At 48.4% G+C, this 18,036-nt stretch carries 14 protein-coding genes and 4 tRNA genes; 13 read left to right on the top strand and 5 right to left on the bottom strand.

Annotation, left to right across the window (positions count from 1 at the left end):
- Positions 1–14: 14 nt before the first annotated feature.
- From ACQCV8_RS04280 to ACQCV8_RS04260, 5 genes are all read right to left on the bottom strand, one after another.
- A complete protein-coding gene (locus ACQCV8_RS04280) occupies positions 15–1,361 on the bottom strand; it encodes a GH1 family beta-glucosidase (RefSeq protein WP_426843299.1) in 1,347 nt (448 codons plus the stop codon).
- Positions 1,362–1,375: 14 nt separating this feature from the next.
- Positions 1,376–2,215 (bottom strand): carbohydrate ABC transporter permease, encoded by an 840-nt coding sequence (locus tag ACQCV8_RS04275; protein WP_426843373.1) that lies wholly within the window; start codon positions 2,213–2,215, stop codon positions 1,376–1,378.
- A 59-nt stretch (positions 2,216–2,274) separates the two neighbouring features.
- The gene (locus ACQCV8_RS04270) at positions 2,275–3,180 is read right to left on the bottom strand and encodes a carbohydrate ABC transporter permease (protein WP_426843298.1); all 906 of its coding nucleotides are present in this window, start codon (positions 3,178–3,180) and stop codon (positions 2,275–2,277) included.
- A gap of 59 nt (positions 3,181–3,239) precedes the next feature.
- Positions 3,240–4,553 (bottom strand): ABC transporter substrate-binding protein, encoded by a 1,314-nt coding sequence (locus ACQCV8_RS04265; RefSeq protein WP_426843297.1) that lies wholly within the window; start codon positions 4,551–4,553, stop codon positions 3,240–3,242.
- A gap of 183 nt (positions 4,554–4,736) precedes the next feature.
- Positions 4,737–5,747 carry a LacI family DNA-binding transcriptional regulator gene (locus tag ACQCV8_RS04260; RefSeq protein ID WP_426843296.1) on the bottom strand — a complete coding sequence of 337 codons (1,011 nt, stop codon included), beginning with the start codon at positions 5,745–5,747 and terminating at the stop codon, positions 4,737–4,739.
- A 941-nt stretch (positions 5,748–6,688) separates the two neighbouring features.
- Here ACQCV8_RS04260 and ACQCV8_RS04255 point away from each other — a divergent pair.
- The 13 genes from ACQCV8_RS04255 to ACQCV8_RS04195 all read left to right on the top strand — a co-directional run bounded on the left by ACQCV8_RS04255 (position 6,689) and on the right by ACQCV8_RS04195 (position 17,976).
- Positions 6,689–7,981 (top strand): adenylosuccinate synthase, encoded by a 1,293-nt coding sequence (locus ACQCV8_RS04255; protein ID WP_426843294.1) that lies wholly within the window; start codon positions 6,689–6,691, stop codon positions 7,979–7,981.
- Between the two features lie 68 nt (positions 7,982–8,049).
- Entirely contained in the window at positions 8,050–8,592 is a 543-nt protein-coding gene (locus ACQCV8_RS04250; protein WP_426843293.1) for an N-acetyltransferase family protein, read from the top strand.
- 329 nt (positions 8,593–8,921) lie between these two features.
- A tRNA-Lys gene (locus tag ACQCV8_RS04245) sits at positions 8,922–8,994 on the top strand.
- Between the two features lie 12 nt (positions 8,995–9,006).
- Positions 9,007–9,081: transfer RNA gene (locus ACQCV8_RS04240), tRNA-Glu, on the top strand.
- Positions 9,082–9,096: 15 nt separating this feature from the next.
- Positions 9,097–9,173: transfer RNA gene (locus ACQCV8_RS04235), tRNA-Asp, on the top strand.
- Positions 9,174–9,272: 99 nt separating this feature from the next.
- Positions 9,273–9,345: transfer RNA gene (locus ACQCV8_RS04230), tRNA-Phe, on the top strand.
- Positions 9,346–9,591: 246 nt separating this feature from the next.
- The gene (locus ACQCV8_RS04225) at positions 9,592–11,013 is read left to right on the top strand and encodes a peptidoglycan DD-metalloendopeptidase family protein (RefSeq protein WP_426843292.1); all 1,422 of its coding nucleotides are present in this window, start codon (positions 9,592–9,594) and stop codon (positions 11,011–11,013) included.
- Between the two features lie 184 nt (positions 11,014–11,197).
- Positions 11,198–11,911, top strand: coding sequence for a response regulator YycF (yycF, locus tag ACQCV8_RS04220; RefSeq protein WP_426843291.1), 714 nt, complete (start codon positions 11,198–11,200; stop codon positions 11,909–11,911).
- 5 nt (positions 11,912–11,916) lie between these two features.
- Positions 11,917–13,749 carry a cell wall metabolism sensor histidine kinase WalK gene (gene walK / locus ACQCV8_RS04215; protein WP_426843289.1) on the top strand — a complete coding sequence of 611 codons (1,833 nt, stop codon included), beginning with the start codon at positions 11,917–11,919 and terminating at the stop codon, positions 13,747–13,749.
- Entirely contained in the window at positions 13,746–15,098 is a 1,353-nt protein-coding gene (locus ACQCV8_RS04210; RefSeq protein ID WP_426843288.1) for a YycH family regulatory protein, read from the top strand. Before walK ends, ACQCV8_RS04210 begins: the two co-directional genes overlap by 4 nt.
- Complete coding sequence (locus ACQCV8_RS04205) at positions 15,085–15,879, top strand: two-component system regulatory protein YycI (protein WP_426843287.1); 795 nt, start codon at positions 15,085–15,087, stop codon at positions 15,877–15,879. The genes ACQCV8_RS04210 and ACQCV8_RS04205 overlap by 14 nt, the downstream gene beginning before the upstream one ends.
- Before the next feature lie 17 nt (positions 15,880–15,896).
- Positions 15,897–16,691, top strand: coding sequence for an MBL fold metallo-hydrolase (locus ACQCV8_RS04200; protein ID WP_426843286.1), 795 nt, complete (start codon positions 15,897–15,899; stop codon positions 16,689–16,691).
- Between the two features lie 70 nt (positions 16,692–16,761).
- A complete protein-coding gene (locus ACQCV8_RS04195; RefSeq protein ID WP_426843285.1) occupies positions 16,762–17,976 on the top strand; it encodes a S1C family serine protease in 1,215 nt (404 codons plus the stop codon).
- Positions 17,977–18,036 lie beyond the last annotated feature (60 nt).

Below are 18,036 nucleotides of genomic sequence, written 5' to 3'. Positions count from 1 at the left end.
TCTACGGGCTTCTTTCAGGAACCAATCTGCAAGGAAGGCTCCCTCTGCTTAATGATTTCCGCATAACGATAGGCGCTGTCCTTCCAAATGCGTTCCTGTGTATCAAAATCGACATAGATCATGCCGAAGCGCTTATCGTAGCCGAAGCTCCATTCAAAGTTGTCGAGAAGCGACCATAAATAATAGCCTTGTATGTTCATCCCAAGAAGGTTTAAGTCCGATACGGCCTGAAGATGCTTTTCGATATACGCTGTCCGAAGCGAATCGTGAACTCGTCCATTAACCACCTCATCGTCATAGGCAGCTCCGTTTTCGGTAATAAAGATTGGCAAATCCGTATATTCCCGGCGGAGACGGATGATTAAATCCTTGAACTCAACAGGAGCAATGTCCCAGCCCATTCCGGTTTTATCATAGGAGGAATACGCACCTCTGGTCATAAAATCATTGGCAGCACTGAATTCAACGATGCCGCGGCTATAGTAATTAATGCCGAAGAAATCGCAGGCTGTGGAAATCGTTTCTAAATCTCCCGGCTTAATAAAGTCATAGGAATGGACATATTTAGAAAACAAATTCATCATATCGGCTGGGTAATGGCCTTTGAAAATAGGGTCCAGGAACCAGCGGTTGGAGTAACCGTCAGAGTTGTTGGCGGCCAGCTGATCGTTTACTGAATCGGTTTTCGCATAGACAGGGGAAAGGTTAAGTGTAATCCCGATCGCCGTTGAAGACGAGAACGTATTTTTCAGCATGTTTACGGCTTCTCCATGAGAGAGGAGCATGTGATGGACGGCTTTGACCGCTTCCTCCAGGTTCGTATGGCCCGGAGCATGGACCCCTTGATGATAGCCAAGGAACCCTGCACACCAAGGCTCATTATGCGTAATCCAGGAATCGGCTAAATAATCAAGCTCTCTAAAGCAAACCTCTGCGAAATCGAGATACCACTGGACGGACTCGCGGTTCACCCAGCCGCCTTCTTCATGAGCCCAAAGCGGCAGGTCCCAATGATAAATGGTAATGGCGGGCTTAATGCCTTCTTCCCGCAAGCGCGTGGCAAGGTTTTTGTAAAATTCCATCCCCTCCCGGTTGAATTCTCCCTTTCTTGGAAAAATCCGCGGCCAGGCAATGGAGAAACGGTAGGAGTCTACCCCTAAATCTTTAATGATCTGAATGTCTTCTTCATAGCGGTGGTAATGATCGCATGCGATATCTCCGTTATGCTGCTCATAAACCTTTCCGGGCTCCGAGCAGAATGCATCCCAAATGGAAGGGGTGCGTCCGCCTTCCTGGTGGGCTCCTTCTATCTGATAGGATGAGGTTGCGGTGCCGAAAATAAAATCTTTAGAAAAATTCACTTCATTCCACTCCTTTATTCTTTAATGGCTCCAGCCGAGATGCTGTTAATGATGTATTTAGATAAGAAAAGAAACGCGATCATGATCGGGACAACGGAAATGGCGATCCCCAAATACATGGAACCGAGATTTTGAGCGACTTGGGAGCCTTTCAAAAAGCCCATCAAAACAGGCAGCGTATATTTTTCCGGCGAGAAAATCAGGACAAGCGGCATAATATAGTTATTCCAGGAGCCGATGAAGGTAAAAATGGACATGGTCGCAATTGCCGGCATCATGATTGGAAGCGCGACAATATGGAAAATTTTAATCTCACTCGCTCCGTCGATTCTTGCGGCCTCAATTAGACTCGGATGCAGCGTCGTTAAAATATACTGCCGCAAGAAGAACACGACGAACGGACTCGCGACGGCAGGTACAATCAGGGGAATATACGTATCCAAAATTCCCAGCGTTTTCGATAATTCATAGAATCCGATCAGACCGAGCTGACCCGGAACCATCATCATCACAAGCATAAATACGAACAGAAAATTTTTTCCTTTAAATTGGTAAAAAGCAAATCCATAAGCGGTCAGGGCGGAAAAATAGCCGGTCAGCAATGTGACAAGAACGGAGATGAACAGACTGTTTTTAAAACCGGTCCATACATTCACATAATCCATCATCGTCTGATAGTTTTCGGCTAAAGAAGTACCGGGAACAAGCGTAAATCCTGTCAGGATGGCCTCATTCGAACGGGTTGCGTTGATGAGCATCATCAGGAAAGGAATGAAGCAGGCAATGGCCAGCGCGGTCATGCCTGTATAGAGAATGACTTTGATGATGCGGTCTTTCCCCTTTTTCGGCTCCATCACAACCGGCTTCGTTGTGCGTTCTGTATGAAGAGTCTGGTTCGTTTCAGGCCTGGATATCATGGCTGCACCTGCTTTGCTTGTTTTTTCTCACTGCCATACATCGATTTAAAGACGACGGCAGAAAAAATGACGGTGATCAAGAACAATCCATAGGCCACTGCGGATGCATAGCCATAATTGTTGTACTTAAAGGCCTGATTATACAAATACAGAACCATAGTGTTCAGGGATCCATCAGGAGAACCGATTCCGTCTGTAATCAGCATCGGGAGGTCAAATAATTGCAGGCCTCCGATCAGGGACGTAATCATGATATAAAGCAGAATGGGCTTTAAAAGAGGGAGAGTAATGCTGGTGAGCGTTTGCCAGCGATTGGCTCCATCAATCAGGGCTGCTTCGAAATAATCCTTGGAGATGCCGGAAATCCCTGCCATGATGACGATAAAGGAATGGCCGAACCACATCCACGTCAAGATGAGAGAAACCGATATCTGAGCTGTTGCCGGTTCATTCAGCCAGTTGATTGGATCGGAAATGATTCCAAGATTCATAAGAACGATATTTAGGGAACCGTGCTGCCAATCAAGCAAAATACCAAACAGCAAGGCTACTGAACTGACGGTTATCAGATTCGGAAGGTAAAAAATTGCCCTGAAAAACGACTGGCCCTTCATTTTCAATCTCATGTCAGAAAAAATCGCGGCCAGAATCAAAGCGAGACCCATCTGCAAGGCAAAATTGATCCCCCAAATCTTCAATGTATTGAAAAAGGCCTGTACAAAGAACGTGTCTGTAAAAAGACGGATGTAGTTCGTAAATCCGATAACCTCCGCCGTACCGCTTCCGGTATAGCTTGTAAAGCTGTAATAGAAGGTTAATGCTACAGGATAGATACTGAATACTAAGAAGACGAGCCAAAACGGTGCGATAAAAAAGTACCCATACCGATTTAAATTTTTCACCTTTCTCCCTCTCTTTCAAATAGCAGGCGGCATAACGCCGTTATGCCGCCCAAAGGTCATTAATTGCTTGGTACAGTCAGATCCGGATACGCATTCTTTGCTTTCATATAAAACTCTTTGATAGCGTCATCCTTTGACTTCTTGCCGTCTGTATACTGCTTAACGGCGTTTCCGTAAAGGGTATCAAGCTGCTGGTCATATTTCGTGACGATTCCCGGCTTAATGCTTTCGGACTGCTCCAGGAAGAATTGATAGTTATTCTGTCCGCCAAGGAACTCGTCTTTAAAATCACCTTTGATTTCCTCTGTAACCGGAAGGTAAGACAGGACATCGCCAGTTTCTTTCGCCCATTCACTAAGGAATTCTTTATCCTGAGTCATCATTTTAACGAAATCGTACGCAAGCTCCTTATTTTTGGACTTGCTGTATACGCCAAGCCATGAACCGCCCCAGAAATACGGGCTTGGCCCGCTCGTTACAGCCCAGTCGCCAGAGGATTTTTTCACATTCGTTTTCAGGACACTATGTAATCCCCACGTAGGAAGAACATAGGAGAAGACTTTCGTCTCCACTGATTTGCCGCCTTCTTTCACGTTTACAGCTTTATCCATGGACTCAAACCAAGACGGAGACCACTCTGCTGCATTGGCGGTATAGCCATTTTCTTTCAATTCTTTTGCATAATCCATAAACTCAATTTTTCTATCAGAAAGCTGCAGCTCTTTCTTGTCGTTTACCCACGGTTCAGGAGATTCCCCTTGTGCAAACCAGCGGATCGCTCCTTCATCCGGGAACATGCGGTAGCCCTTCGCTTTCATTTTTTCCGCTGTCTCAAACACACCATCCATAGTGGACATCATTTCTCCGACCTCTGCCGGATCATCCGTTCCAAGCACTTCTTTTGCCATGCTGCGCTTATAGTACACGCCTCCCGGAGTAGTCTGCCATGAGAGTGCTCTTACGTTGCCGTCTTTATCTTTTCCCATATCGAATACATATGGAGTATATTGGTCTGCCAGCTCTTCCACGTTGTAAGGAGCTTTGGACAGATCCTCCCAGTAGCCCGCATCAACCCACTGCTTGATAAAAGCAAGCTCACCCGTAAATACATCAGGCGCTCCCACGCCGCTCTCAAGAACCGGCTTCAGCTTTGTCGGATAATCTGCGATCGGTACAATCGTCAGCTCTACCTTAATGCCGTTCTTTTCTTCAAATTTTGTAATCGGTTTTTTCAATTCATCCGTAAAGGACCAAACCCGTAAATCAATATCTTTTCCGTCTTTTGATCCGTTCGCGCTATTCGCGCCCGAACAGCCGGCGAGAATCCCAATTAATAAAACCAGTGATAGCAAAATACTTCCTGTTTTCCTCATCTTAATAGCCCCTTTTCTTATCATTCTGTGTAAGCCCCGCAAGCTTCAAAGAGAAGTTACAGCTTAATCAAGTTTCATACCTCAATGCCCGAAAGCGGTTTCGATTTGCATCAAAAAAATAGCTGAATTTGAAGGCGGTTTCATAAACCTGAACGAAAGCGGTTTCGAAAACCGGTAAAAAAATTAAGTCAGTTCTTTGCACGACTCTCGTTCAATCAATTGAACGGGAATCATTTCGGTGCGGATGGATTTCTTTTTATGAATCATCTGGCTTACGAGCAGCAGGGCTGCCTGTTTTCCAATTGCATCCGTATCCTGTTTAATGGTTGTCAGTTTGGGCGACACATACATCGCCATCTCGATATCATCGAACCCGATAATGGAAATATCCCCAGGAACAGCGAGGCCTTTCTCTTTAATCGCTTCCATAGCCCCAATGGCCATCTGATCACCCGCAACAAACACCGCAGTCGGCTGGTCCTGCAGCTCCAGCAGCTTCTCCATCCCCGCACGGCCCTCCTGAATGGAAAACATGCCGCCGTCTATCAAATATCCATCAGGAATCGGAAGGTTTGCGTTGTTCATCGCATTCCGATATCCCTGAATTCTTGCTTTCCCCGAAAAAGTAGACGATGACCCGGCAATATGCGCAATCTTCGTATGACCAAGCTTCAAAAGATAATCCACCGCGTTTTCTCCGCCAGTGACATTATCAGAATGGATCACACTGCTGTTCACTTTATTCATATCGATGACCACAATTGGAATCGGACTGTCCAGAATTTCGAGCACCAGAGGGTCGTTTTGATCAGAACAAATAATGATAATGCCATCTACACCCCGGTACTGAAAATGCTCCAGATAGCTGGTGTTCCGGTTGCGGAGATTCCTGGAAGGAAAAATCAGATCATATCCTTCATTCTCTGCATGCTTCCGAAAACTCTCAATGACCGCGTTAAAGAAAGGATGCTTCATCCCGACTTCATTATCCTCTGTAAACATGACCCCGATTGACCAGCTCTTCTTCGTAGAAAGCGATTGAGCATGCGAGTTAGGCAAATACCCCATTTCCGCTGCCACTGTTAATATCGCATTCTTTGTTTTTTCGCTGACATCCGGATAATTATTCAGTGCTTTTGATACAGTTGTGCTGGATACGCCAGCTTTCCTGGCAACATCATAAATAGTCGTCATGTGAATCTCCTCTTATCGAAAGCGCTTTCGTTAAATTGAATTATAAGCGCGGGGAATGGATTAGGCAAGAAGAATTTTCAGAGTTCTTATTTTGTTTTTGGGGGAGGTGGTTTATCCCGGCTTACCGGGTGCTTCAGAATGGGTTACCGGGTGTTTCAGAATGGCTTAGGTTGTGGTGCTTGAATACGGCTTACAGGGTGCTTCAGCACCGAAGCCTGCAGCCTTAGAGCGGTCTGGGGTTGGCGAGGGTGGTTCTCTGACCCCACATGCTTTAAAGGGGAGCGGGCCAGGCACCGCGCCTGACCCCACATTCGCTAAAGGATGAAAGCTCCGGCACCGTCCTCAGTGACGCCTTATGCAGCAATCGATCAGCTATAAGCTCCTCTGACCCCACATGCTTTAAAGGGGAGCGGGCCAGGCGCGCCAACCGAATAACTGTATGGAGCCCTAAGATGGCAAAGTCTTGCCGTAAGGACTATAGTTTGCACGAAAATTTGGTTTTTTCTCAGGCGAGTGTGCAGTCAGAGGGTGGGAATCTGTACCTTGATAGCGGATATCATCCGAGATTTTAATAGATCCGCTCAAAATCCAGCATATCGACCGAAATTTCAGTATATCGACCAAGATTCAGATATATCGACCAATATTCCAGTTTATCGGCCGAAATTACAAGATATCGACTTTTCGACAAAAACTGAGATGCTCCCTAAAGTGTTGGCTGGCCAGCGTTTGCCCCCACACTTTAAGCAGAGCGGGCCAGGCGCACTGTTCTGTGAGCAAACTCCCACCTGCCTATATACGAACAAAACATTACCAAACTCCGTCTAATGTTCGGAAAACCAATTGACTTTGCCTCGCTGAATTGGTACAATATTGGATGGATTTAGTATATAAAAACTAGAAAAAAAGCACGTTTAAACAGCATTCGGAGGTGCAGGGATATGTCTTCAGCAGTAGTAGTGGGAACCCAATGGGGAGACGAAGGAAAAGGGAAAATTACAGATTTTCTCTCTGAAAATGCAGAAGTGATTGCGCGTTATCAAGGCGGCAATAATGCAGGACATACGATTAAATTTGATGGTGTTACGTATAAGCTTCACCTTATTCCATCCGGAATTTTTTACAGTGATAAAATTTGCGTGATCGGAAACGGAATGGTTGTGGATCCAAAGGCAATCGTTCAGGAGCTTGCGTACCTTCACGATAAGGGCGTCAGCACGGACAACCTGAGAATCAGCAATCGTGCACATGTCATTCTTCCGTATCATTTAAAATTGGATGCAGTGGAAGAAGACCGCAAAGGCGCGAATAAAATCGGAACCACGAAAAAGGGAATCGGTCCTGCCTACATGGATAAAGCGGCTAGAATCGGAATCCGCATCGCTGATCTTCTGGATCGTGAGTCCTTTGAAGAAAAGCTTGCCCGCAACCTGGATGAGAAGAACCGCCTGTTTGAAAAAATGTATGAGGTCGAAGGCTTTAAAATAGAGGATATTCTTGACGAATATTTTGAGTATGGACAGCAGATAAAAAAATACGTTTGCGATACATCTGTCGTATTGAATGATGCACTGGACGAAGGCCGCCGCGTTCTTTTTGAAGGGGCGCAGGGCGTTATGCTTGATATTGATCAGGGGACGTATCCGTTTGTTACGTCTTCAAACCCGGTAGCGGGCGGAGTAACCATCGGTTCTGGCGTCGGTCCGACGAAAATCAATCATGTGGTCGGAGTTTCAAAGGCCTACACAACCCGTGTAGGAGATGGACCTTTCCCTACAGAATTAACAAATGAGACCGGAGACAGAATTCGCGAGGTCGGCCGCGAATACGGTACGACAACCGGCCGTCCGCGCCGCGTCGGCTGGTTTGACAGTGTTGTTGTCCGCCATGCCCGCCGTGTCAGCGGAATTACTGATCTGTCGCTAAACTCAATCGACGTGCTGACTGGAATCGAAACGCTCAAAATCTGCGTAGCTTACCGCTTCAGAGGCGAAGTGATGGAGCAATTCCCGGCAAGCCTTAAAGAGCTGGCCGAATGCGAACCGGTTTACGAAGAGCTTCCGGGCTGGACAGAAGATATTACCGGTGCGAAAACGCTTGAGGACCTGCCTGAGAATGCCCGCCATTATCTTGAGCGCGTCTCCCAGCTGACAGGAATTCCGCTTTCCATCTTCTCTGTCGGACCAGACCGTTCACAGACGAATGTGCTGCGGAGTGTATACCGCGCGAATTAAATAAATTTAAAAAAAGAGGGAGCTGGACGGCTTCCTCTTTTTGTTATGATGGAGGAGGAGGTCATTAAATGAAAACATATCATGTTAAGGGTTTAACCTATATAGTCCGTCAGGCAACTGAAAAGGATGCCGCGGAAATGTCCAGCCTGCGTCTGCAGATCGACGGGGAAACCGAGAATTTAGACCGGGAACCCGGAGAGGCGTTTATTGATCAAAATCGTTTTGAACAACTCATCAACAAGGATGCAGTAAGCCCGGTGAACTTGTTTCTGGTCGCAGAAGCCCGCGGACAAATTGTCGGGTTTTCAAGGTGCGAGGGAAACACGCTTAAACGTTTTTCGCATAAGGCGGAGTTCGGGATAGGTATTTTAAAAGAATACTGGGGTTTTGGAATCGGCAGGAAGCTATTATCTGCATCCATCGCGTGGGCAGATGCAGCAGGGCTGAAAAAAATGACTCTGAACGTCCTGGAAACCAATCAGAAAGCCATTAGGCTCTATGAAAAACATGGATTTAAAGTAGAAGGGGTATTGGAGTGCGACAAAATTCTCTCTGACGGGCGTTGTTACAGTACGATTGTGATGGGGCGGGTGAATACACCGGATGCGTAATCCGGAAAAAATGATAGACTTCCGTCTGATTAGAAAGCATAATGAACTTTGCATGCTTAAACAAACACTACAAAAATATTCTTTCATTTTTGTAAAAAAACTATTGTCTTTCTCTAGCATCACATGCTATTATTAGAAACGTCGCTGAGACGCTCCACAACAGAGTTTAAGGTGACAGCTAAGGATAAAACAAGGAGCCATTAGCTCAGTCGGCAGAGCACGATCGAGTGATCTTCGAAGCAAAACATCAGCGCCCAAATGGAGCTGCTGCTTGAATAAGCTTTCTGAGATTTGGGCGTCTTACATGCTCTGGGTGTAGGTAAAACAAGGAGCCATTAGCTCAGTCGGTAGAGCATCTGACTTTTAATCAGAGGGTCGAAGGTTCGAGTCCTTCATGGCTCATCTTTAAAGATTGGCCCGTTGGTCAAGCGGTTAAGACACCGCCCTTTCACGGCGGTAACACGGGTTCGAATCCCGTACGGGTCACCATTTTACATCGTTCCTGGTCCGGTAGTTCAGTTGGTTAGAATGCCTGCCTGTCACGCAGGAGGTCGCGGGTTCGAGTCCCGTCCGGACCGCCATTTTAGTTCTTTATACATAGATTAATTAAAACGTAAGAGGGTTTCAATAAGCGAGAGTGTGCAAGTGATAACCATAGGCTCTGACGAAAATTTTATAATGGCTTGGTAGCTCAGTCGGTAGAGCAATGGACTGAAAATCCATGTGTCGGCGGTTCGATTCCGTCCCAAGCCATCCAAAGACATGTTCCCGGTGGAATGTGTCTTTTTTACTTTGTTCACATTTCCCGGGAAAAGAGCTCTTACCAAACCTGTTAAATAATTCCCGGATTGTTACAGCAGTTCCCCTTTTTATAACAAAATGACTACAATCCGATGACAATTGGAAGTAAATTGGGCGAGGCGTGAGAGGTCTGTGCTATCTTTGACGGGTGCCTTTTTGGCGACAGTTTGGATGAACCGTTTTCAGGGGGAATTGACAATGAACGAATCATATAGATTGAAATATAAGTATACGCTTGCATGCGGGGTGATGGCTTCGGTTTTCATGCTCGGATCACAGACGGCGTCAGCAGAGGATCAAATTTCGACCGTTTATCATTTATACATAGATGGGGAAAAGCTTGGGACCATTGATAACCAAGTCGTTTTAAAGGAAGCCGGGGAGCAGGTGGTGGAGCGTGACGGAAGCCGGTATGCCGGCAAAAAGCTGAATTTGACGGTTGAGGATATCGACATTGTGCCGGAGCAGATGTTCCGTCCGATTGCAGATAATGATGCTGCCAAAGAGAGGCTGGTGTCAGAGCTTGATGTAGCTGCAAAGGTTTACTCCATCACGTTTGGGGACCAGACGGCTGCTTCGTTTGCCTCAAAGGAAGAGGCGGAGGAAATGCTGAGGGATTATCTTCATGAGATGGTTCCGGAGGATCTTCTTACAGCTTATGAAGAGCATCAAAAGACCGGGAAGCCATTTGAGCCGATAAAAGAAGGAGAATCCCGGATTACGGAGCTTTCGTACTCCGTTCAGCCTGAAATCAAAGAACAAAAAGTGGATCCGGACATCGTGCAAAAGAAAGACGAAGGGTTTGAAGCCTTGAAAAAAGGAACAATGGAAGAGTCTGAGTATCACGTTAAAGAGGGCGATACGCTCGAGACCATTGCCCGGGAGTTCAAGCTTTCAACGGATGAGCTGCTGGAGCTTAACGGCGGCATGGACCCCCGCTCTTCGATTAAGCCGGAGGATAAGCTTAAGGTGAAGGTCCGCAAGCCGTTTACAGAAGTGACTGTTAAGGAAGAGTCCTCAAAAGTCGAAGACATTCCCTACAGCGAGGAGCGGAAGGACAACCCGGACCTCCCTAAAGGCGAGGAAAAAGTGACGCAGGCCGGTACGGGTGGAGAAGCCCTCCTGGAATATGTTTACACGAAGGTGAACGGGGAAACAATCACGAGGGAAACGGTCAAGGATGAAGTGCGCAAAGAGCCAGTAACGAAGGTGATTGAAGTCGGAACGAAAGAAATCTCCAAAGGCGAAGGCACCCTAAGCTGGCCTGCCGTCGGCGGTACGATAACGAGCAAGCAGGGTGTACGCTGGGGAAGAAAGCATAAAGGAATTGATATTGCCGGTGTGCAGGACCGGACCATTAAAGCGGCCGACAACGGAAAAATCGTTTTTGCCGGAAACAGCGGGGCGTACGGAAATAAAATTGAGATTGATCACCAGAATGGGATGAAAACCATTTATGCTCACCTCGATTCGATCTCTATCTCCGAAGGGGAGACGGTTCAGAAGGGCAGCAAAATCGGGGTCATGGGCAACACCGGCCGCTCAACCGGCATGCATCTCCATTTCGAGGTTTATAAAAACGGCAATCTCGAAGATCCTCTGAATTACGTAAATCCATAACGGGAAAGCTGACCTAAAGGTGTCTGGATGGAAAACAAAGGCATTAAATCAGGTCAGCTTCTTTTTTATTCCCTTCAGATGGTGGAAAAAAGGACATACTATCGGTATAATTAGTCTGTTTAGAGCTATAAAAAATGAACGCTTCATATATATGCGAAACCTTGGCCAAAAGGGGCGATAATGAATGGATAGCAGAAGAATACTAGTCGTAGACGATGAAAAACCGATTGCCGATATATTAGAGTTTAATTTAAAGAAAGAAGGCTACGAGGTGCACTGCGCCTATGACGGCAACGATGCGATCCAGCAGGTGGAGGAGTTTCAGCCGGACTTGATCCTTCTTGATATCATGCTTCCGAGCAGGGACGGAATGGAAGTATGCCGCGAGGTGCGGAAGAAATATGACATGCCGATCATCATGCTGACCGCGAAGGATTCGGAGATTGATAAGGTGCTTGGCCTTGAGCTTGGTGCGGATGATTATGTCACAAAACCGTTCAGCACCCGCGAGCTTCTGGCGAGAGTGAAAGCGAATCTCCGCAGGCAGCAGACAGCCGGTACAGCGGAGGAGCCTGCAGGAGATACGAATGAAATTTCCGTCGGCTCCCTTGTCATCCACCCGGATGCGTATGTCGTCGCAAAGCGCGGAGAAACGATTGAGCTGACCCACCGCGAGTTCGAGCTGCTTCATTATTTGGCGAAGCATATCGGCCAGGTTATGACGCGCGAGCATTTGCTGCAGACGGTGTGGGGCTATGATTATTTCGGCGATGTCCGGACGGTGGATGTCACTGTGCGCCGCCTTCGTGAAAAAATAGAAGACAACCCAAGCCACCCGAACTGGATCGTAACAAGAAGAGGCGTGGGGTATTATTTGCGTAATCCTGAACAGGAGTAACTGGAATGAATAAAATTGGGTTTTTCCGCTCCATCCATTTTAAATTTGCCCTGATCTTTGTGTTGCTGATCGTTTTGGCGATGCAAATTATCGGGGTGTACTTTGTCAAGCAGCTGGAAGAATCGCTGACAGCAAACTTTAACAGCTCCATCAACAAGCAGATCAACCTGCTCAATTACAGCCTCGGAATCGAATTTGCAAAAAAACGTCCGAAAGAAGATCCCGATTCGCTCGAGGAGGACATTAACGGCGTACTGAACGATTATTCTCAAGGGGACATTCAAGAGGTCCGTGTCATCGATACGAGCATGAGAGTGCTTGCTACCTCCGATACAGCCAACCTCTCCATCGTCGGGAAAAAAGTAACTGACAACATGATCAAGCGGGCGCTTATCGTCGATGATAATCCTCCGCAAATCCTGTTCGACCGGGAATCCCAAAAGCGGATCCGCGTTTCCGCCACCCCTATAAAAAATGAATCCGGGGAAACGGTCGGAGTCGTTTATCTAGAAGCCTCGATGGAAGAAATTTTCACACAAATGCGAAATATCAATAACATTTTGGCAACGGGCACAGGCATCTCCTTGTTCTTTACAGCTTTCGTCGGAATCTTTCTGGCACGGACGATTACAAGGCCGCTGTCGGATATGAGAAAGCAGGCTTTAGAGCTTGCAAAGGGCAACTTTTTGCGCAAGGTGCGGATTTATGGAAACGATGAGATCGGCCAGCTTGCATTAAGCTTTAATCATCTGACGGAGGAGCTGGAGGAAGCCCATTCCCAAACAGAAGGAGAGCGCAAAAAGCTCGCATCTGTCATCGCGAACATGACGGACGGGGTCATTGCGACGAACCGGAAAGGGGAAATCATTCTCGTAAATGATCCGGCGGCCCAGCTGCTGAACGTTTCACGTGAAACAGCCCTTTCTATGAAAATCACGTCCCTGCTTGATATCGAGGAAGAAGTTCAATTTGACCAGCTGATCGAATCGCAGGAGCCTCTTCTGCTTGATTTCAGCTCAGATGACAAGCCTCTTATTCTGCGAATCAATTTTTCTGTCATTGTGAAGGAGCATGGCGGCTTTATCGAAGGGCTAATCGCGATTATTTACGACGTGACTGAGCAGGAAAAAATCGATGAAGAGCGCAGAGAATTCGTGGCGAACGTCTCCCATGAGCTTCGCACCCCGCTCACGACGATGCGGAGCTACCTGGATGCATTAGTAGAAGGAGCGTGGGAAGACAAGGACATCGCCCCGCAGTTTCTGAATGTTACCCAAACTGAAACAGAGCGGATGATCCGACTGGTCAACGATCTCCTGCAGCTCTCGAAAATGGACAGCCGTGATTACCGGATTAAGCCGGACTGGATCAATTTTACGGTCTTTATGAACAAAGTCATCGACCGTTTTGAAATGACAAAATCGAAAAACATCAAATTTAAGCGGCGGATCCCAACTACGGATCTTTATGTCGATATCGACACCGATAAAATCACCCAGGTATTGGACAACATTATCTCCAATGCGATGAAATACTCTCCGGAAGGCGGAACAATTACCTTTGAAATCCAAGTGGAGGAAGAGGAGCTTCTGATCAGCGTGAAGGACGAAGGCGTCGGCATTCCAAAGGACAGCGTGAAAAAGATTTTCGAGCGCTTTTACCGGGTCGACAAAGCGAGAACAAGGAAGCTTGGCGGTACCGGCCTCGGGCTTGCGATCGCACGGGAAATGGTTCAGGCGCACTCCGGAGAAATTTGGGCAGAAAGTAAGGAAGGACGGGGGACGACCGTGTTTTTCACACTCCCGTACAATCCGGATCAAGAGGATGATTGGGAATGAAGCGGGAAACAGTAAAAACCCTTGTGCTAGCCTTTTTAATCATAGTCAGTCTCTTTTTCACGTGGAGCATCTGGACGTTCCAGCCCACACTGGACCCGATTGAAAACATGAGATACCTTGAGAACCAGCCGCTGACAAACGAAAAACGGGAAATCAGCGAAGTGGTCAAACCGCAGCAAGTGTTTTACCATGAAGGGAAGAACCATTACGGGGCCGATTCCCGGATTGACCCGATCTGGACATCGATGGCGGACTGGAATTTAGGGGAAACGAAGAACATCTCGAAAGCCTATGACCGGGAAAAGCTCCTGGCGTTCATCCATGGACTGGACGGCCAGAAGAAAATTGAGCTCGTATTCAGCCAGGCAGTCCCTGCTAAAACGTTCCAGTCAATTTTGAACTGGAACAGCAAGGAAGCGGATGGACATTCCTTTGACCGTGTCATCATGCCGATAACCGGAGTGAAAACCGCTAAGGTGTACTTCATCTCCACAAATAAAAACACGGTGATGGAAGTAAAAGTGAAGCATGACGTCATCTTCCAGCTTGCGGGCAAGTACTTCAGCGATCCGCAAAACGAGTATCCGCGCTATTTTGACGCGAGGGCCAATAAGGATACGATCCTGATGCTGCCGCAAGAAAAGCCGGTGTATTACCGGTATTCGTATTCTACAGAACGGTACACCGGGGAGGAGTTCAAGGAAGCGCTGTTCAACAATCCTTCCTATGTCACAAGCGGCACGGATATATCAAAAAGCATCTATACGGATGGATCGCGAATGATGGTCGTCCAGTCCGATCAGCGGCAGATGAGCTTCTCCTATACCGATACGAATGTGAAACGAAATGCCGCTTCGGCACCGAACCTCTCAAAGGCGATGGAGCAGAGCGTAGAATACTTGAATTCCCATGGAGGCTGGACAGACAAATACGTCTTTTTCAGCCATAACGACAACAATGAAGTCTCGCTTCGCATGGTCCAAAACGGGCTCCCGGTCTTTGCGAGCTATGAGCCGCCGTTTGTAAACACCCAGATTGTTCAGCTTTGGGGGAAAAACGACATCATCCGCTACGTGCATCCGACGTTCGGTCTCAAAACGCCTTCAAATGGAGAAAAAGTAGCGATTGAGAACGGTCAGCAGGTCCTGGATATGCTGAAGAAAAGCACAGGCGAATTAAGCATCGGCAACGTCGTGCGCGTTTTTCCGGCTTATGAGCTGTCCCGTTTTTCAGAGGATCAGAACGTCGTGGTGAACCCGGCCTGGTATGCGGAGACGAAGTCCGGCACGTATCATCTTATTAAAGACCCAAGCATTGTCGGAGGAGGCAGCCAGGATGGATTGGAGTAAAACGAAAACCATCTTTATTTTCGCTTTTCTAGTTCTGGATCTCTTCCTCGCCTGGCAGTATTCACAAAAAGTCGTCACGAGCGAATACGACTCCATTCAGGTGGAATCCATCCAGGACCAGCTGTCGGCAGAGGAAATCACCTATCCTCCTCTCCCCGCCGATGTTTCAAAGGTGGACCTGCTTTCCGTCAAGCGCCACCTGTTTACGCCTGAAGAGGCTGCAGCGCTCAAAGAACAGGAGCCGGTCTTTGACCTGAGCGAAAAAAAACCGGAGCCTGTGCTGCAGATGGAGCTGAAAAGCCCGATTCCAGTGAAAAAAGAGGACATTCAGAAAGCCGATGAGCTCGTCTCCGCCAAGCTCCTTTTCGGAGATCAGTATGTATACTGGTCGTTTGATGAGGAAAAGGGTATGATCACCTATCTTCAGCAGGTGGACGGCAAAACCCTCTATCAGAAATTGACGAAGCAGCCGATTGGCGTCATTAAGCTGCATCTGAACGATCAGAGCGAAATCATCAACTATGAGCAAACGTATGTCGAGGCAACGGCCGAAGAGCAGCAGCAGGACACACTTTCTGCCACAAAAGCCGTTTCCCAGCTTTACAGCGAGAACGATCTGAAGCCGAAGAGCAGCATCACGAAAATCGATCTGGGCTATTACACCGAGCAGGAATTCAGCGAGCAATCGCTTCAGCCATACTGGTACATTGAAATCAACGACAAGGAAGATTATTTTGTCAACGCGTTTGACGGGCAGATCGTCAGACCGAATCAAGAATAAACGGAGTGAACAAAGATATGAGCTTGCAATTTAGCGTACTTGCGAGCGGGAGTACGGGGAACGCGATTTATATAGAAGCGGACGGCCAATCCTTTTTGGTGGACGCAGGACTGAGCAACAAGCAGCTCGGACTGCTCATGGGCCAGATCGGCAAAAGCATGGACGACTTAAGCGGCATTTTTATCACCCACGAGCACAGCGACCATATTAAAGGGCTCGGCGTCGCGGCAAGAAAGCACAAGGTGCCGGTTTACGCGAATGCCAAGACGTGGGAAGCGATGAACAAGCTGATCGGCGACGTACCGTCCGAGCAGAAATACCACTTTGAAACCGACACAGTGAAAACCTTCGGAGGGCTGGACATCCAGTCCTTCGGCGTTTCCCACGATGCAGCAGAGCCGATGTTTTATGTGTTCCACCACGGCGGCCGGAAGCTTGCCCTCATCACCGATACCGGCTATGTGAGCGACCGCATGAAGGGCATGATCAAGGATGCGAATGCCTTCGTCTTCGAAAGCAACCATGACGTGAGCATGCTGCAGATGGGCCACTATCCGTGGAGCATCAAGCGCCGGATTCTCTCAGACGTCGGCCACGTGTCCAATGAAGATGCAGCCCTCGCTATGTCGGACGTAATCGGCGACCACACCTCCCGCATTTACCTTGCCCACCTCAGCCAGGACAACAACATGAAGGACCTGGCCAGAATGTCCGTTCAGCAGACACTCGAGAGCAAGGGCTTTGTGTTAGGAGAACAGATCAGCCTGTATGACACCGATCCAAGACAGCCCACCCCGCTAACGGCCGTATAGCGATTATTTTTTCGCCCCTCCTTGAGTATACTAAGCAATAGCAGGATACGAAAAGAAGGAGCTGGAAACAGTGGGGTATTATGATCAGGATTATCAGGAGCCGCCACGCAGGCAAAAAGGCAACCGCGGCGGATGGTTTTTAGCAGGCATAACCGGAGCCGTTCTCGGAGGGCTTCTCGTCCTTTTCGGCGCACCGGCGGTCAATGATTTTGTAAACGGACGGTTTGAACCGGATACGGAAAACGGCGGCGCAGCCGAACCGGCAGGACCGGAAAAGCAAGTCTCCGTTGACGTCAGCTCCGACATCACGAACATCGTCAGCAAGGTCTCGAGCTCTGTCGTCGGCGTCATCAACATCCAGCAGTCAGGCTTCTGGGAGGAGGATGGAGGCAGCGGCGAAGCGGGAACCGGATCTGGCGTCATTTATAAAAAAGCCGGCAACAGCGCCTTCGTCGTCACCAATCACCACGTCATTGAAGGCGCCTCACAGGTGGAAATCAGCCTGTCTGACGGCACACGGGTCCAGGCGAAGATCCTCGGCAGCGACAGACTGACCGATCTCGCCGTCCTTGAGGTCAGCAGCGAAAACATTAAAAACGTCGCCCCTTTCGGCAACTCAGACAAGGTCAAGCCCGGTGAGCCCTCGATCGCGATCGGCAATCCGCTCGGCCTGCAATTTGCCGGCTCCGTCACCCAGGGCATCATCTCCGGAACGGAGCGCGCAATTCCAATTGACGAAAACGGAGACGGCCAGCCCGACTGGAACTCCGAGGTCCTGCAAACGGATGCCGCCATCAACCCGGGCAACAGCGGCGGAGCCCTCATCAACATCGACGGCAAGGTCATCGGCATCAATTCCATGAAAATCGCCGAATCCTCTGTCGAAGGGATCGGTCTCGCCATCCCGGTCAATGTCGCCAAGCCCGTCATCGAAGACTTGGAGAAATACGGCGAGGTCAGAAGACCGTACCTCGGCTTAAGCATGCGCTCGCTTGACGAAGTCTCAAGCTACCACCAGCAGGAAACGCTCAAGCTGCCGAAGGACATTACACGCGGCGTTGTCGTCTTTGAAGCCGAACCCCTCTCCCCTGCCGGCAAAGCGGGACTGAAGGAAATGGACGTCATCACCAAAATGGACGGCCAGGATATCAAAGACATCATCCAGCTGCGGAAGGTGCTGTACGAACTCAAACCGGGTGACACCGTATCAATCACCTACTACCGCTCCGGAGAAAAGAAATCCGTGGACGTGCGACTGGGCGAATCCCAGTCACAGGGAAGCTAAAGAAGTCTGGAGGCGGATCAGGACTCCCTTTCAGGGAGGCGGCTGGTGAGCGGCCTCGAT

Origin of the sequence: Metabacillus sp. 84 (assembly GCF_050107715.1) — a bacterium.
Classification (GTDB): domain Bacteria; phylum Bacillota; class Bacilli; order Bacillales; family Bacillaceae; genus Metabacillus_B.
The sequence above is the reverse complement of the archived record's forward strand: the minus strand, read 5'-3'. Positions and strand labels throughout refer to the sequence as shown.

Excerpts from the sequence above, each read along its gene's own strand:
- ACQCV8_RS04275 (WP_426843373.1), bottom strand. The coding sequence starts at position 2,215 with ATGGAGCCGAAAAAGGGGAAAGACCGCATCATCAAAGTCATTCTCTAT.
- ACQCV8_RS04265 (WP_426843297.1), bottom strand. The coding sequence starts at position 4,553 with ATGAGGAAAACAGGAAGTATTTTGCTATCACTGGTTTTATTAATTGGG.
- ACQCV8_RS04260 (WP_426843296.1), bottom strand. The coding sequence starts at position 5,747 with ATGACGACTATTTATGATGTTGCCAGGAAAGCTGGCGTATCCAGCACA.
- ACQCV8_RS04255 (WP_426843294.1), top strand. The coding sequence starts at position 6,689 with ATGTCTTCAGCAGTAGTAGTGGGAACCCAATGGGGAGACGAAGGAAAA.
- ACQCV8_RS04250 (WP_426843293.1), top strand. The coding sequence starts at position 8,050 with ATGAAAACATATCATGTTAAGGGTTTAACCTATATAGTCCGTCAGGCA.
- ACQCV8_RS04225 (WP_426843292.1), top strand. The coding sequence starts at position 9,592 with ATGAACGAATCATATAGATTGAAATATAAGTATACGCTTGCATGCGGG.
- yycF (WP_426843291.1), top strand. The coding sequence starts at position 11,198 with ATGGATAGCAGAAGAATACTAGTCGTAGACGATGAAAAACCGATTGCC.
- walK (WP_426843289.1), top strand. The coding sequence starts at position 11,917 with ATGAATAAAATTGGGTTTTTCCGCTCCATCCATTTTAAATTTGCCCTG.
- ACQCV8_RS04210 (WP_426843288.1), top strand. The coding sequence starts at position 13,746 with ATGAAGCGGGAAACAGTAAAAACCCTTGTGCTAGCCTTTTTAATCATA.
- ACQCV8_RS04205 (WP_426843287.1), top strand. The coding sequence starts at position 15,085 with ATGGATTGGAGTAAAACGAAAACCATCTTTATTTTCGCTTTTCTAGTT.
- ACQCV8_RS04200 (WP_426843286.1), top strand. The coding sequence starts at position 15,897 with ATGAGCTTGCAATTTAGCGTACTTGCGAGCGGGAGTACGGGGAACGCG.